General features: G+C 33.9%; 14 protein-coding genes. 5 read left to right on the top strand and 9 right to left on the bottom strand.

Going from position 1 to position 16978, the window contains the following annotated elements:
* Positions 1-29 precede the first annotated feature (29 nt).
* Positions 30-1271, top strand: a complete 1242-nt coding sequence (locus tag GAPWK_RS04075; RefSeq protein ID WP_025315011.1) for a nucleoside permease — start codon at positions 30-32, stop codon at positions 1269-1271.
* A 169-nt stretch (positions 1272-1440) separates the two neighbouring features.
* Complete coding sequence (locus GAPWK_RS04070) at positions 1441-2346, top strand: EamA family transporter (protein ID WP_025315010.1); 906 nt, start codon at positions 1441-1443, stop codon at positions 2344-2346.
* Positions 2347-2429: 83 nt separating this feature from the next.
* Here the strand turns inward: GAPWK_RS04070 and dsdC are convergent, their stop codons facing one another.
* Positions 2430-3365: a DNA-binding transcriptional regulator DsdC gene (dsdC, locus tag GAPWK_RS04065; RefSeq protein ID WP_038517160.1), complete on the bottom strand. Its 936-nt coding sequence runs from the start codon at positions 3363-3365 to the stop codon at positions 2430-2432.
* A gap of 234 nt (positions 3366-3599) precedes the next feature.
* Here dsdC and dsdX point away from each other — a divergent pair, with 234 nt between their 5' ends.
* From dsdX to GAPWK_RS04050, 3 genes are all read left to right on the top strand, one after another.
* Positions 3600-4937, top strand: coding sequence for a D-serine transporter DsdX (gene dsdX, locus GAPWK_RS04060; protein WP_025315009.1), 1338 nt, complete (start codon positions 3600-3602; stop codon positions 4935-4937).
* Between the two features lie 21 nt (positions 4938-4958).
* Positions 4959-6290: a D-serine ammonia-lyase gene (gene dsdA, locus GAPWK_RS04055; protein ID WP_025315008.1), complete on the top strand. Its 1332-nt coding sequence runs from the start codon at positions 4959-4961 to the stop codon at positions 6288-6290.
* Positions 6291-6525: 235 nt separating this feature from the next.
* On the top strand, positions 6526-7005 hold the full coding sequence (locus GAPWK_RS04050) for a hypothetical protein (RefSeq protein WP_025315007.1): 480 nt from the start codon (positions 6526-6528) through the stop codon (positions 7003-7005).
* A gap of 276 nt (positions 7006-7281) precedes the next feature.
* Here GAPWK_RS04050 and amtB read toward each other — a convergent pair whose 3' ends face one another.
* From amtB to modF, 8 genes are all read right to left on the bottom strand, one after another.
* Entirely contained in the window at positions 7282-8565 is a 1284-nt protein-coding gene (gene amtB / locus GAPWK_RS04045; protein WP_038517157.1) for an ammonium transporter AmtB, read from the bottom strand.
* 20 nt (positions 8566-8585) lie between these two features.
* Positions 8586-8924, bottom strand: coding sequence for a P-II family nitrogen regulator (gene glnK, locus GAPWK_RS04040; protein WP_025315005.1), 339 nt, complete (start codon positions 8922-8924; stop codon positions 8586-8588).
* A 505-nt stretch (positions 8925-9429) separates the two neighbouring features.
* Complete coding sequence (gene dgt, locus GAPWK_RS04035; RefSeq protein WP_202961689.1) at positions 9430-10920, bottom strand: dGTPase; 1491 nt, start codon at positions 10918-10920, stop codon at positions 9430-9432.
* Positions 10921-10944: 24 nt separating this feature from the next.
* Positions 10945-12009: a 5-(carboxyamino)imidazole ribonucleotide synthase gene (purK, locus tag GAPWK_RS04030; protein ID WP_025315003.1), complete on the bottom strand. Its 1065-nt coding sequence runs from the start codon at positions 12007-12009 to the stop codon at positions 10945-10947.
* A 7-nt stretch (positions 12010-12016) separates the two neighbouring features.
* Positions 12017-12517, bottom strand: a complete 501-nt coding sequence (gene purE / locus GAPWK_RS04025) for a 5-(carboxyamino)imidazole ribonucleotide mutase (protein WP_025315002.1) — start codon at positions 12515-12517, stop codon at positions 12017-12019.
* Positions 12518-12727: 210 nt separating this feature from the next.
* A complete protein-coding gene (locus GAPWK_RS04020; protein ID WP_038517156.1) occupies positions 12728-13078 on the bottom strand; it encodes a RidA family protein in 351 nt (116 codons plus the stop codon).
* A 25-nt stretch (positions 13079-13103) separates the two neighbouring features.
* A complete protein-coding gene (uvrB, locus tag GAPWK_RS04015; RefSeq protein WP_025315000.1) occupies positions 13104-15107 on the bottom strand; it encodes an excinuclease ABC subunit UvrB in 2004 nt (667 codons plus the stop codon).
* A 395-nt stretch (positions 15108-15502) separates the two neighbouring features.
* Positions 15503-16963 (bottom strand): molybdate ABC transporter ATP-binding protein ModF, encoded by a 1461-nt coding sequence (gene modF, locus GAPWK_RS04010; protein WP_025314999.1) that lies wholly within the window; start codon positions 16961-16963, stop codon positions 15503-15505.
* Positions 16964-16978: the final 15 nt, after the last annotated feature.

Genomic DNA, 16978 nt, shown 5'->3' with positions numbered 1-16978 from the left:
AAAGGTTCACATTATTTTAGGAATAAATAATGAACATTAAAGATAGATTGAAAATAATGATGTTTTTCCAATATTTTATTTGGGGAAGCTGGTTAGTTACATTCGGTGGTTATCTGTTCAACACTTTGCACTTTTCAGGTTCCGAAGTAGGAATGATTTTTAGTACAAAAGGTTTAGCTGCATTAATAATGCCTTGCATTATTGGCATTATTGCTGACAAATTTTTGCAGCCTAAATATTTGTATATGCTTTGCCACTGCGTTTGCGCTATTGCGCTGTTTTATGCTGCATCAGTCAATAATTCGACAATGCTATTTTGGGTGATGTTATGTAATGCATTTGCTTTTATGCCAACCATTGCATTATCAAACTCTATCAGTTATCACTGTCTGGACGAAGAAAAATTAGATACAGTCTCTGTTTTTCCTAAAATTAGGGTTTTTGGTACTATTGGTTTTATTGCTGCAATGTGGATGATTAGCTTACTAAAATTCGAATTGAGCAATGCTCAGCTTTATGTTGCAAGTGCTGCGTCAGTTTTGTTAGTGATGTATAGTGCAACATTACCTAATATTACCATAAATAAATCACAGCAACAGTCTTGGAGTTCTCGTTTAGGTCTAGATGCATTTGTACTGTTTAAGAATCCGACCATGGCCGTGTTTTTTCTATTTGCAATGTTACTTGGTGCAATCTTACAAATCACTAATACATTTGGTGGTGCATTTTTACATGATTTTGGTAAAAATCCCGAGTTTAAAAATAGCTTGATTGTTCAGTATCCAGCAATTTTGTTATCTGTTTCACAAATGGCTGAAGTGGCATTTATTTTGACCATTCCTTTCTTTCTTAAGAAATTTGGTATCAAAAAGGTCATTATGATCAGCTTGATTGCTTGGACGCTCAGATTTGGTCTGTTTGCTTTTGGCGATCCAACGCCTTTTGGTTTTGTACTATTAATGTTGTCAATGATTGTGTATGGCTGTGCATTTGACTTTTTCAATATTTCGGGTTCTATTTTTATCGAAAAAGAAGTAAACCCTAATATCAGAGCGAGTGCACAAGGGTTATATATGACCATGGTTAATGGCATTGGTGCATATTTAGGATCAATATTGAGTGGTTTTGTTGTTGATATGTGTACCCATGACAATGTTAAAGATTGGCAAACAATTTGGATGATTTTTGCATCTTATGCACTTATATTAGGAGTAGTTTTTTATTTCACATTTAACTACCGCCACAGTAAATCCGAGCCTGTTGTGCAATAATTTACTGGTCAAACTAATGAGCTAAATATAATAGCGTTCATTCTGTTCTGATTCTTTTAGTATTCTTTATACTAATTATTAAGTAATTAAAGAGGCGCAGGGGATAGCCCCTGTGACTCTAATTGTGTTTGTTGAAGATAATATTTTGTTAGAGTAATGAGATTTAAATATGAAAGAGAAATTTGTGGGTGGTTTTTTAGTTTTTTTAGGAGCATGTAGCTTTGGGGTGCTTTCTTCAATTGTAAAAACCGCTTATAAAGATGGCTATACACTTGGCGAAGTGACTGGAGTTCAATGTTTTTTAGGTATGATTATGTTGTGGTTGACTCATTTTTTAGTTAAATCACTAAATAAATCAAATACTGATTTTACTACCAAACGCCAATTAACTAAAAAATGGAAAACCTGTGCCGTTGGTATTTTTCCGGGATTAGTGGGTATTTGTTATTATCAATGTGTACAATTAGTTCCCGCATCAATAGCTATTATTTTATTAATGCAATATCTTTGGATAAGTATCATCATTGATTTTGTTATCTTTAAAAATAAGCCAACTAACATTCAAATTTTAACCGTAGTTGCGATTATTTTTGGTAGCTGTTTAGCTGCGGGTATTTTTAATGAAGACATTAAATTGAATTTAACTGGCTGTCTGTTTGGATTTTTAGCCGCATTAATGTACTCATTATTTATCACGACCAGTAGTAATATTGGTAATGATTTACCAAAATTAGAAAAAAGTGCATTGATGATAACGGGCGCTTGCATTGTGACATTCTTAATTTTTCCGCCTATGTTTTTCTTTAAATTTGATATCAGTGATAAACTTTATCAATTAGGTTTTTTATTAGCTTTGTTCGGTACAGTCTTACCACCATTTTTATTTGCAGTGGGTATGCCTAAAATAGGAATTTCATTAAGTGCGATATTATCAGCAGCAGAATTACCCGTGGCTGTTACCTGTTCTTATCTTTATTTAAAAGAATTAGTATTTTTTAACCAATGGATGGGCGTTGTAATTATTCTATTGGCCATTGCATTATCAAATTTAAAGCATTTAAAAAATAATAGATAATTTATGAGTGCGGTTAACAACCGCACTTTAGTAAAGTTGAGTATGTAAATTAACAACTAATCTAATATTTTGAGACAACAGTCTTACATATAACTCTTTAACCATTTAATAAATAAATCAACTTTAGGGTTATATCTCTCTTTTGGTGTACAGATATAATAATGTTGAGGGCACTCCACTTCCATCCCTTCAAATGGAGTAACTAATAAGCCTGATTCGAGATAATTTTTAACGATCTGTTTTCTTCCCATCGCAATACCAGCATGATTTATTGCGGCTATTGCAGCTAAATCTGAACGATCAAAACATATATTTTGCATTTCGCTAAAATCGTATGGCAATGAAAAATGTTTTGCCCAACTTTCCCATTCATCAAAACTTGAATCATATCCCCACGCCTGAGTGTCATGCAGTATAAAACATTTCGATAAATTCTCAATTTTGTTATATAAATCATTTTGCTGTGCATAATAAGGACTGCAAACAGGGATAATGGTTTCATTCAATAAATGTTCACTGATTAAATCATCATAAACTTCATCATCATAATAAATTGCTAAATCAACACGATGTCGACTGAAATTGATAATTTCGTTACCAGATACAATGTTTAACGATATATAGGGATAGTGTCTGGCAAATAGTGATAATTTTGGAATTAACCAATTTTGAGCAAAAGAAGGTCTTGAAAAGATAGTCAAAGTACCAAAAACTTCTTGGTTTTTAATTTCTAATATTTCTTGATTTAAAATATTTAGAGACTTTTTGACTACTTTAAATAAGTTCATACCTTCATGAGTTAGGGCAATTCGTCGATGAAATCGCTGAAATAATTTAAATGAAAGTTCATCTTCTAGTTTATTAATTTGATGACTTACCGCACTCGGACTAATGCAAAGTTCTTCAGCAGCCAATGCAAATGATAAATGACGAGCAACTGACTCAAATGTATGTAGTTTAGATAATTGATAACGGTTAATAACATGATTTTTAGTTAAAAATCTATTTTCATCATACATAATAATTCTCCTTTACTAGTCCTTTAGTACACTAATTCATGTATTTCCCTGCTGAATTTTACACTTCTAAATAATTATTAACACGAAATTTGTTGAAATATTAGCGTTTTTTGATTTTAATCACATTTATAGATGAATTCAATTCATGTCAAAACCTTTATTGATCATTTGTCAAATTATCACCAAAAACTTCTAATAAAGCTAGCAATTAATAAATAACATAGGGAGGGGAATATGGATTCGCAGTTCTGGATTATTTGTGTATTAATCACCAGTATCATTCTTATAGTAATCTCGATCGTAAAATTTAAGCTTCATCCTTTTTTAGCTTTATTACTTGCCAGCTTCTATGTGGGTGCTTTAATGAGAATGGCTCCATTAAAAATGATTGCAGCAATCGAAGACGGCATTGGTAGCACGTTAGGTTTTTTAGCTGCGGTAATTGGATTAGGTACCATTCTTGGTAAAATGATGGAGATTTCAGGTGCCGCTGAACGCATAGGGCTGACATTGCAAAAATGTCGCTGGTTATCACCACAAGTTATTATGGTAATAGTAGGTCTTATTTGCGGTATTACCCTGTTTGTCGAAGTGGGTGTTGTATTATTAATTCCATTAGCTTTTTCAATCGCTAAAAAAACTGAGACGTCTCTTTTAATGCTAGCTATTCCACTCTGTACTGCATTAATGGCCGTTCATTGTATTGTTCCACCTCATCCTGCAGCACTGTTTGTCACAAATGCATTGGGTGCTGATGTTGGAACAGTGATCGTTTACGGATTGGTTATCGGATTATTAGCATCACTAATTGGCGGTCCTATCTTTTTAAATTGCATTAAAAATAAAATCCCTTTTAAAACTGTGCCTGAAGAGTTTTCAGATATGAAAGTAAAAACAGAAGAAGAGCTACCTTCTTTAGGCATAACATTATTTACGATATTACTGCCGATTGTTTTGATGTTAATAAAAACAATAGCAGATTTTATTGTGGATAAAAATTCTTTTAGTTACTCACTATTAGAATTTATCGGTAACCCTATTACAGCAATGTTTATTGGTGCCTTTGTTGCTTACTATATGCTAGGTATTCGACGCAATATGTCTATGTCGGTGTTGCTATTTAAGACTGAAGACTGCTTTTCATCCATTGCAAATATTTTATTAATCATTGGTGCTGGCGGAGCATTTAATGGCATTTTAAAAAATAGTGGATTAAGTGATGGTTTAGCAGGCATTTTGTCTAATTTAGATATGCACCCGATTTTATTAGCATGGTTAGTGGCGATAATTTTACATGCAGCGGTAGGATCGGCAACTGTCGCAATGATGGGCGCAACCGCTATCGTTTCACCAATGTTACCTCTTTATCCTAACGTAAGTCCAGAAATCATCACATTAGCAATCGGTTCAGGGGCTATTGGGTGCACAATTGTTACAGATTCTTTATTTTGGTTAGTTAAGCAATATTGTGGTGCAACATTAAATGAGATATTTAAATACTATACATCAGCCACTTTTATTGCATCATTAGTCGCATTAGCTGGTACTTTTTTACTATCTTATATTATTTAAAATATATTACAGGAATAAATTATGATCCCTAAAGATGTTGAAAAGTTAATACAAAAATATCCTTTAGTCGCTAATTTAGTACAACTAAAAGAAACAGCTTGGTTTAACCCAAATATAACTAGCTTGACAGATGGGTTATCTTATGTAACACTGAGCGAGCAAGATGTTAAGGATGCAAGTGATAGATTAGCAAGATTTGCACCTTATTTATGCAAAGCATTTCCAGAAACAGCAGTAACGAAAGGAATAATTGAGTCCGAGGTTGTTGCGATTCCCAATATGAGAGCGGTACTTGAAAGCCGTTATCAACACAAAATCACAGGAAGTCTGTTCCTCAAGAAAGATAGCCATTTACCAATTTCTGGTTCAATAAAAGCTCGTGGTGGTGTGTATGAAGTACTAACCCACGCAGAAAAGCTAGCAATTGAAAATGGTTTATTAACCGAAAAGGATGACTACACCAAATTATTTTCTGACAGATTCACCCAATTTTTTAGTCGATATAATATTGCAGTAGGTTCAACAGGTAACTTAGGCCTATCTATTGGTATTATTAGCGCCAAATTAGGTTTTAAAGTTAATGTTCATATGTCTAGTGATGCTCGCGAATGGAAAAAACAGAAATTACGTTCACATGGTGTAAATGTTATCGAATACCAACAAGACTATAGTGTTGCAGTTGAAAAAGGCCGCAAAGCTGCAGAGTCTGATCCTAATTGCTTTTTTATTGATGATGAAAACTCAAAAACCTTATTTTTAGGATATGCAGTGGCTGGCGAACGCCTTAAAAAACAGTTTACCGAAATGAATATAAAGGTGGATAAACAACATCCATTATTTGTTTACCTTCCTTGTGGAGTGGGTGGTGGACCAGGAGGCGTTGCATTTGGATTAAAACTTGCATTTGGTGATGATGTACACTGCATTTTTGCTGAACCGACTCATTCACCTTGTATGTTTTTAGGTGTTTATACTGGATTACATGACCATATTTCTGTTCAAGACATTGGTATTGATAATATCACCGCTGCTGACGGTTTAGCTGTAGGCAGACCTTCTGGATTTGTAGGGCGAGCAATGGAAAGATTAATTGATGGCTATTACACCATTAATGATCAAGAGATGTACGATTTACTCGGTTTATTAAATCAACAACAACATATTCAATTAGAACCTTCAGCTTTAGCTGGAATGCTTGGTTTATTACATGTTGAAAAAAATTCAACATATTTAGAAAGAATTAAAGTTTCACCTGAAATTTTAACAAATGCGACGCACTTAGTCTGGGCAACTGGTGGTGGCATGGTTCCAGAGGAGGAAATGGGAAAATATCTTAGCCTTGCAAAAATATAAAATACATTAATATTTAATGTGATAAATAATCTATTTTATGGTGGTTTATTTTCTAAAAATTAGATCACCATGAAAATTAATAAGGAAGAGGAAGTAAAATTTGGCAGTTTTAGTTATTTTTTTATACTAAAACATAACATTGACCTGAAATATCTTTACAACATAGTAACAATCGTTTTTTTAATTGTCCTACACATTGTTATATTTTTGTCCTGAATAAAAAGGAAGTTATAGAATGAAGACACATAAAAAACCATTATTTACCCTAGTACAGAGCAGTGAATCAATACCCGAAACAAATACTTTAAGTTTTTTAGACTCTAAATTAAATTATCCTGATAGTATTAATGAAATTATTGCATTACGCATCAAAGAACACAAATTGCATCATGGTGAATATAAAGATAAGGAATTCAATTGTAAACACCATAATGACAGCAATAAAGGATTTAGTTTTATATTTGGTGAAAATTTTGAGTCAGAACACCATAAAAAACAAATTGGTATTTTAAAAGATGAATTAGCGTTAGCTAAAGAATCAAATAAAGTCAAACAATTACTTAGTAGCCGTTTAAAACAAATGGCAAAGATTTACCCTTGTGTTGAGATTGATCTAAATAATATCAACGTGATACCAACAAAAATTAAAGAACATCTTTTTGCCCCACCACTCATATTAACGGATGATAATGCCATTATGCTTTGGGATGATTAATCAGTTAATATTAATAAATATAAAAAAATCTACAGCGTTTATGCTGTAGATTTTATTTATATCGCTTTGTTAATCTAATCAATAATTTTATATGTTCAACTTTTCTATCCACATTAATTCTAAAGATAAGCAAACAAAACAAGTATCATTTATGATGATTAAAAGCCAGTGGTAAAGACAATTGTTTCAACCGATATAAATAAAAGTTTACCGTATTTTGCGGTAAACTTTTTAATAAAGAGATTTAATCTTTATAAGCTATTAAACTGCTTTAACTCAACTGTTGAATGCACTTTCACCGTGGCTATTAATATCAAGACCTTCTCGTTCATGTTCTTCACTAACGCGTAAACCAACACAAATATCCGCAATTTTATAAGAGATAAAGGCAATAACAGCCGTCCAAATGACACAGGTAATTACGCTCATTAATTGGATTCCAACTTGAGTAGCCATACCTATTTCGTCGGCATAACCTACTCCACCTAATGATTTTGAAGCAAAGATACCCGTCAATAAGCAACCAACGATACCACATACACCATGTACACCAAATACATCACAAGTATCATCAATTTTTAAGATTCTTTTTAATGAAGAGACGCCCCAAACACCAGCAAAACCACAAATAAGGCCAATTAGCATTGCGCCACCTACACCCACAAATCCTGCTGCTGGTGTGATTCCAACTAACCCAGCTATCACTCCTGATGCTGCACCTAAACATGATGGTTTGCCTCGTAGAAACCATTCGGCAAATGACCAAGATAAAACCGCTGCGGCTGTTGCGGCGACAGTATTAATAAACGCTAATCCTGCAACTTCATCAGCATGAGTTGAAGAGCCAGCATTAAATCCAAACCAACCAATGTAAAGAATTGCCGCTCCAAGATAAACATAAGGAAGATTAAATGGTTTTAATGGTTCACGATTAAAACCGATTCGATTTTTAAGTAAATAAGCCCCGATTAAACCAGCAACCGCAGCATTAATATGAACAACTGTGCCACCCGCAAAATCTAAAGCACCTTCATCACCTAAAATACCACCGCCCCATACCATATGAGCCATTGGTATATATGAAAATGTAAACCATAACACCATAAAGATTAGTACAGCAGAAAAGCGTATTCTTTCAGCAAAAGCACCAAGTATTAAACAGCATGTAATACAGGCAAAAGAGCCCTGAAATGCAACCCAAATTAATTCATAAATTGAACCGGTAACATCCGTTATATCAATATTTACTAATAACAAGTGTTCAAAATTACCAAAAAACCAATTTCCCTCACCAAAAGTAAGCGTATAACCATAAACGATCCATAACACAGAAATCAGTGAAAAAGTAACTAATACTTGTGATAACATAGATAACACGTTTTTAGATCGTAATAAACCACCATAGAATAATGCAATACCAGGAATAGACATAAACAGTACTAATGCAGTACAAATCATCATAAAACCATTATCAGCATTATCCGCGTGGTCTATAACAACATCTGCAAAAGCGCAAGTAGGAAAAATAAGACACAATGGTAAAATACATTTCTTCAACATAATAATATCCTTAATTATGATTATAAAGCGGATTCATCCGTTTCACCGGTACGAATACGAACAACATGCTCAAGTGAAGTTACAAAGATCTTACCATCACCAATTTTGCCAGTATAAGCAGCCTTAGAAATAGTACTAATCACTTCATCAAGTTGTTCATCATTGATTGCTAAGTCTATTTTTACTTTCGGTAAAAAATTAACGTTGTATTCTGCTCCACGATAGAGTTCAGCATGCCCTTTTTGTCGACCAAATCCTTTAACTTCAGTAACAGTTAATCCGGTAATTCCAATATTTGATAATGATTCTCTGACTTCTTCTAACTTGAAAGGTTTAATAATTACTGTAACTAATTTCATCAATTGCTCCTCATGAATATGGTATATGATGAAATATGCAAACTCTGTGCCATAAAACTATATTTACGCGACTACTCTATCTTGCTTTTAAAATTCATATAAAAATTATTAAAAACTGCAAAATTGATTTGTTTTCGCTGTCATTGAAGAAGTTTACAGCAGACTGTAAATGCTCTTTTAATTGAGGTTTTAGGCAATAAAGTATCTTTTAATTAAAATGTTATTTGATTGGAGTGCGGTGTTTTTAATGCATTACTCAATTAAATTACGCTTTATTCAAAACATGAAGTAATTAAAATAATTTGTAATTAATCAAAAGTATTATATTGAAAGTTAATTAAATTGATGTAGGTTTAAGTGAAGTGATCATTAACAAAACAATGTTAAAGCGTTAATTTATTCTTTGTCGAAATTCTAATTAACAAAAATAGATGTATTTTTATTATGCACAAAAATAGTGCTTATGCTTCTATTTGGTGCTTGTTCCAATAAAATATTAATAGGATTAGAAGGTTACCATTAATTTACGATATTCATCATAAGCAAAGTGATCGGTCATACCGCTAATATAATCTTGTATTAATCGACAGCGGTAATAAAATTCCCAATAGGCAAATTTAGGATCATTTTTTCCAATCAAATTCGTTGCCTGTAGATAAGCATCACAATGTTTAGCAGAAAGTTTATGATAAAGTCTGGTTTCGATTGGGTATTGCTGATGATTGTTTTCTATGGCAAGTTTGAAAAATTCTTCAGTTGGCATGTTTAACAATGGGCTGTAAATATCTAATAATCCACTTATAATGCGGTAACCTTGTAATTCTATATTTTCAACCGATTCATGATTAAAAACATGTTCAACCCCTACCCTTTTAAATATTTTTAATAATTGATATTCGGCTCCATGATCTTCCAATAATGCATGATTAAACGAACCATGATAGATCTCTTCGATATTTTCAACAAAGCGTTCAGCAGCATGGGAAACAAGTTTACCAATGGTATTCACTCGTAGGTACATAAAAAATTGTCCAATAGCGATTGAGTTAAATTTTTTTTGCTCCAGATTTACATATGGACGTTTTACTACTTTATCAAATAAATCACCCTCTTTAATAATTCCCCAAGCTTTTTCTAAATAGTGATAGAGCTGTTGAACCGTAAAGAGTTTTTTTTCTACTGCATCTTCAAGATCTGCAATACAGTAAGAGATGTCGTCAGCTGCTTCCATAATATAAGTGAGAGGATAGCGATGAAATCGCTGAATTTCTAATTGGTTAGATAATTTTTTTATAAACGGCTCTTCAGACAAATAATAACCAGGTTTTTTCATTAAATAAGAAAACTCAGTTGGTATATCTTCTTTAGGCAAATAAGCAGGTTTAGTGTATTTTAATATTGAGGCGACTTGTGAATAAGTGAGATTTAGCCTTTGGATACTATGTACTAATCTTATGGCTTGAGCGTTACCTTCAAAGTTGGATAAATCACGACGGATTTTAATTTTTAATTCTTTAATCGTGTCATCATCCGATTCTTGTGGTTGCAGTACGGAATATTTTGGTTGAGCCTCTATGCCTAATTGTTTAATAAACCATTGATTTATTGCTTTTTCACCAAAATGGCCAAATGGAGGATTGCCAATATCATGCATTAAGCAAGCCATTTCAACTAAACTTTCTATTGAGGTAACAACAGTATCTAACCCATAGGTTTTAAGTTTTTTTGACTTATTTAGTCGATGGACAATTTCTTTAACAATATATCGACCGACTTGTTGAACTTCCATTGAGTGAGTAAGACGAGTTCTGACAACAGAGTTTCTTTCTAGCGGAAATACTTGTGTTTTTTGTTGTAACCGTCTTATCGCAGCGGAATTGATTATTCTTCCTCGATCACTCTCAAACTGGCGAACAATTGAATAGGGATCATTTAAAACCTCGTATGCTTTACTTGCATCACGTTGATAATTGATTTTTTTTGAAAAGTCTACCATATTCAATCCTTTGTATTTAAACTGCTACAATTGTTGTTTTGCCCATTTAAGTGATGATTGATACTCTTCAGGTAAAAGCGGAGTTAAAAGAGATAAAGAGTGTTTCAATTTCTCTGGTTGACTGTGAGTTAAATTTAGATGTCCAACTTTACGACCGGCTCTGATTTCTTTTTCATACCAATGTAGATGAACTAAATCAATAGACAACCAATTTAGGTTTAATTGAGTTCCAACTAAATTGATCATAACCGATGGCGCAAATACATTCGGTTGTGGGAGTGGTAATGCCAATATCGCTCGCAAATGTAACTCAAATTGACTAATGGATGCGCCATTTTGTGTCCAATGTCCACTATTATGTACTCTTGGTGCTAATTCATTAATTAATAAGTTATCGCCAATGACAAAACATTCCATTGCCATTACACCAATGTAATTAAGTTTATCCATAATAGCTTTTAGCATTTTTTCTGCTTTAGCTTGTAATATTGGATATTGGTTAGGGATAGCAACACTCATTTTTAAAATACCCTCTTGATGTAAATTATTCGTCAAAGGATAAAAGACAGTTTCACCTTTTCCGTTACGCGCACCAACTAGGGAGATCTCTTTTTCAAAAGCAATAGCCTGTTCTACAATCGCATTATGGTATATATCATCAGGTACGGTAATATCACATTGATTAGTGATACGCCACTGTCCTCGGCCGTCGTATCCTCCGGTTCGACGTTTGACAATTAACAATTCACCAAGCTCGGCAAATAATTTTGACCAATTTTGCGGATCCTCTAATAATGACCATTTAGCGGTAGGTAAACCTAGTTCATCAAATAGCTGTTTTTGAGTTAGTCGATCAGCAATAATCGGAAATATATCTCGATTAATAAAATGAGAATGATTAGCTAAAATTTGAGTAAAAGGGGTATCTGGCCAACGTTCAATTTCGGCAGTAATGACCGATTGTTGATATGGGATAGTTGTTGGATCAACATCTAAGCCAACAGGAAATACATGAACGCCTAATGGTTCACCTGCTTGTTTTAACATTCGGCCTAATTGACCATTCCCTAAAACACAAACTGATTTAATCGTCATTTTAAGCATCTACTCTTGGATCGGGGTTGTTTAATACTTCATTAGTTTGGCTTAATCGCCAAGTGGTTAAACGTTGATAGAGCTCTTGGTCATGTAAAGCAAGGATTTGCGCTGCTAATAGTGCCGCGTTGGCTGCTCCTGCTTTACCAATAGCCAGTGTTCCAACAGGTATACCTTTTGGCATCTGTACAATAGAATAGAGGCTATCAACCCCATTTAAGGCTGCGCTTTGAACAGGTACACCTAATACTGGTACTAAGGTTTTCGCCGCTAACATACCTGGCAAATGCGCCGCACCGCCTGCTCCGGCAATAATGACATCAAAACCTCGTTGTTTGGCTTCTTGTGCAAATTGAAATAATTTATCAGGAGTTCGATGAGCGGAAACAATTTCGACATGATAAGTGATAGTTAAAGCATCAAGAATATCCGCAGCATGCTGCATGGTTGCCCAATCACTTTTGGAGCCCATTACAATGGCAATTTTAGGTTGAATATGCATATAAAATTATATGTGTATATAAATTATTATGTTGTTGAAGTATACACCAAATTTTATCTTATGGGGATAAGAATAACCATGATTTAGAATTCCAAAGTTAAAAAATTCGACCATTTTACTAATAGAAAGAGATTTTATTTCTGAAAATTTAGTAGGTAAGCTGACTGTTGAAAATAGATCCGCCATCAATGATGGCGGAAATGTAGTAATTTAATTTTTTATAGCAGCAACGATTTTTATTTCAACCAAATAATCAGGATTCATTAAGCCAGCCTGCACGGTACACCGCACTGGCGCAGATCCTTTAGCTACCCACTCATCCCAAGCTTTATTCATCGCTTGAAAATCACTTTTATTAACTAAAAATATTGTTACATCTAAAATATGACTTTTATCACTGTTTGTACTGGCTAATATTTTATCGATTTCCGCAAGGGCACTTTTAGTCTGCTCATAAGCGTCATGGATTAAATTGCTTGGCACACTGGTGTAATAAATAACATTATTGTGAATCACTGCTTCTGACCAACGATCTTGTGGATCAATTCGAATAATTGTCATCATAATTTCCTTGTTCGATGATTAACTAAGATACTTTAATAAAATCTGCACGTAATTTTTTGATCTCGTCACGTAATACACCCGCTTTTTCAAACTCGAGATTTTGTGCAGCTTCGTACATCATTGCTTCAAGCTCTTTAACTCTCGCTTGTACTTCTTTAACCGACACATAATTATACGGTTTACCTGGTTCAAACGCCTGTATTTTAGCTGTCGCTTTTTTAGTGCTCAATCCTGCATCCAAAATATCTTTAATTTCTTTGCTAACTGATTTTGGTGTTATGCCATGATTAGTATTAAAATCTTGCTGTTTTTTACGTCGACGAGCCGTTTCGTCGATTGTTTTCTGCATTGCGGGTGTAATTTTATCAGCATATAAGATCGCTTTCCCATTCACATTACGCGCAGCCCGGCCAACGGTTTGAATCAATGAGCTTTCCGAACGCAAAAAACCTTCCCGATCAGCATCTAAAATGGCAACCAGTGAAACTTCTGGAATATCTAATCCTTCACGCAATAAGTTAATGCCCACTAATACATCGACTTTACCAAGACGTAAATCACGAATTATTTCCATTCGTTCAACAGTATTGATATCTGAATGTAAATATTTAACATTCACATTATGCTCTGATAAATAATCTGTTAAGTTTTCTGACATTCGTTTGGTCAATGTAGTAACTAACACTCGCTCATCATTATTAATTCGGAGTTTAATTTCTGATAAGAGATCATCCACTTGTGTTGCAACAGGTCTAACTTCGATAATTGGATCCAATAAACCTGTTGGCCTCACTACTTGCTCAATGATTTCTCCCCCAGATTTTTCAATTTCATATTTCGCTGGTGTAGCCGATACGTATATCGTTTGCGGCATAATATTTTCAAATTCAGAAAACTTTAAAGGTCTATTATCTAACGCCGATGGTAAACGAAATCCATACTCAACCAGATTCAGTTTACGGGATCGGTCACCATTGTACATGGCACCAAGCTGTGGAATTGCCACATGCGATTCGTCAATAAACAGTAATCCATCTGCTGGTAAATAATCAAATAATGTTGCCGGTGGATCGCCTGGATTACGTTGCGATAGAAAACGCGAGTAATTTTCAATCCCTGAGCAATAACCAAGTTCTGTCATCATCTCAATATCAAAAAGTGTACGTTGCGTTAATCGTTGTTCTTCTAAAAGGCGATTGTTATCTAGTAGTATCTTTTGACGCTCTTTTAACTCCTGCTTAATTTGCGCTATCGCATTGTCCATAATATTTCTTGGCGTAACATAGTGAGTTTTTGGATAGATAGTAATGCGTGATACCTCATTCACAGCACTCCCTGTTAATGGATCGAACATCACAATACGATCAACTTCATCATCAAATAGTTCAACGCGCACAGCAAGTTCATCTGAATCAGCAGGGAAAATATCGATCACATCCCCACGCACCCGAAACGTACCACGACTAAACCCAATTTCATTGCGAGTATATTGTAGTTCAGCAAGGCGTGTTAGGATTGCTCGTTGATCGGTAATCGTACCTTTAGTTAGATGCAATATCATGGACATATAGGTTTCAGGCGCACCTAATCCATAAATAGCAGACACAGAAGCAACAATCACGACATCACGACGTTCAAGCAATGATTTGGTCGCTGATAAACGCATTTGTTCAATATGCTCATTAATTGATGCATCTTTTTCAATAAATGTATCAGTTGAAGGCACATAAGATTCAGGCTGATAATAGTCATAATAAGAAACAAAATATTCAACAGCATTTTCAGGGAAAAAAGCCTTCATTTCACCGTATAATTGAGCTGCCAATGTTTTATTTGGCGCAAGAATAATTGTAGGGCGATTGTGATGAGCAATTACGTTCGCCATAGTGAACGTTTTACCCGATCCTGTTACACCCAATAATGTTTGATGTGCAATTCCATCATCAAGGTTTTGATTAATCCTTTTTATTGCTTCTGGTTGATCACCAGCAGGTTTGAATTCGGAACACAATTTGAATTTTTTCATTACATCGTAACCTAATATTTTACCTATTAATAAAAATTATCCCCAAAAAGACTTGACCTTTTAAAATCTTATATTTTTTGTTCAGTTAACAAAAACGCTTATCAGATTTGTTCAAAAATAACAGCTTGATTTAATATAAAACGTTGATAAATAACAATAAACAAAATCATGACTAACATGTAACCAAACCAACTTAAAACCTGATAGCTCTTGGGTTCTGAGCTTTTTTCAATAAACTACTCACAGAGTTATCCACAGGTAAAGGGGATAACTCTCTAAGTATAATAGCTATAAACTTTTTTCTAAGATCAAGTAAAAAATCCATAATAAAAACACCTTTTTTTTTAAGTTTATTTCTATTTTTTAAATCAACTTTAATAGTTCAAAACTAATAACTAATTCAGTACTTCAAATTTATATTGATAGCTATGATCAAAATTAGGAACAAATGTTAATCGATGAGTGATGCATTTTGGGGCATCTTCCACATGATGAGAAACAAATAACAATTGTGTGTGACCTTCATTTATTAATCGATCGATCCAACATTTTACTAATTCTCGATTAAGATGATCTAACCCTTGTAAAGGTTCATCTAGAATGAGTAATGTTGGGTGTTTAACCAACGCTCTTGCTATCAATATTAATCTTTGCTGTCCCCATGATAATGATTGAAAAGGCTTATCAGCATGATCTTTAAGACCTAGTAGATGTAACCATTCATCAGCTAATTTCGCTTGCCTATCACTGGCAGCCTGATACACCCCAATCGAATCAAAATATCCAGAAATTAATACAGCTTTAACACTTGTACTTACACGATAATCGAGATGCAAACTACTACTCACGTAACCAATATGCCGTTTAATATCCCAAATGGTTTCGCCAGAACCACGTTTGCGACCAAATAAAGTGAGATCATTGCAATAACCTTGCGGATGATCTCCTGTGATTAAGCTCAATAATGTTGATTTACCTGCACCATTTGGTCCGACAATTTGCCAATTTTCATGGGCTTTTACCTGCCACGTTAATCCATTAATGATAAATTTTTCATCATATTGAATATAAACATTATTTAAGTTTACACGCACTAATTGATCGGCTAATTGAATTGGTGGTTCGTCTGCTTCGGGTAACGGCATATTAGGCAGGTTTTCTAAATCTGCTAGCTGCTTAACAATTTCATCATTTAATATGGTTGCTTTAGGGCCAAATTTCAATAGCTGACAATCAACTAAAAGACCAATATTTTCTATAAAGGTCGGGATTTCATTAAATCTATTTAATACTAATACCATTGAAATACCTTGTTTGGCTAATTGACCAAGTTTTTCTGCTAAATTTTCGCGCGATAAGATATCCAAGCCATCAAATGGTTCGTCTAAAATTAATAATTGTGGGTTTAACATTAACATTCGACAGATGAGTGTTTTACGAGTTTCACCTGTTGAAAGATATTTAAATCGCCGATTTAACAAATGGCTTATCCCAAATTGTTCTGCAAGTTTCTGACAAAGTATTTCGTCTTTTTTATTTTCTTGAATAATTTGTTGAGTGGTTAATCCAGTATCGTTTTCATCGTCACTAAGCATATCAGTGTTATTACGTTGCCATTCCTCTTCAATTAACTTTTGTAACTGTTCAAACGAGATATAAGCCACTGAATCAAATTGATTAATCACTTGACCCGACAATAATTTTTGTTCACCCGCAAGTGCTTTAGCCAATATAGACTTTCCACTTCCATTGCGGCCAACAAAAGCAATACTTTGACCGGGACTAATAGTGAGTGATTCAATAGTGAAAACTTTATAATCACTTATTTTGTAGTGAGCATTTTCAATGGTTAACATAATGACCTCGTTTTA

The organism is Gilliamella apicola, from assembly GCF_000599985.1.
Taxonomy (GTDB): domain Bacteria; phylum Pseudomonadota; class Gammaproteobacteria; order Enterobacterales; family Orbaceae; genus Gilliamella; species Gilliamella apicola.
This window is presented reverse-complemented; position numbering and strand designations above follow the sequence as displayed.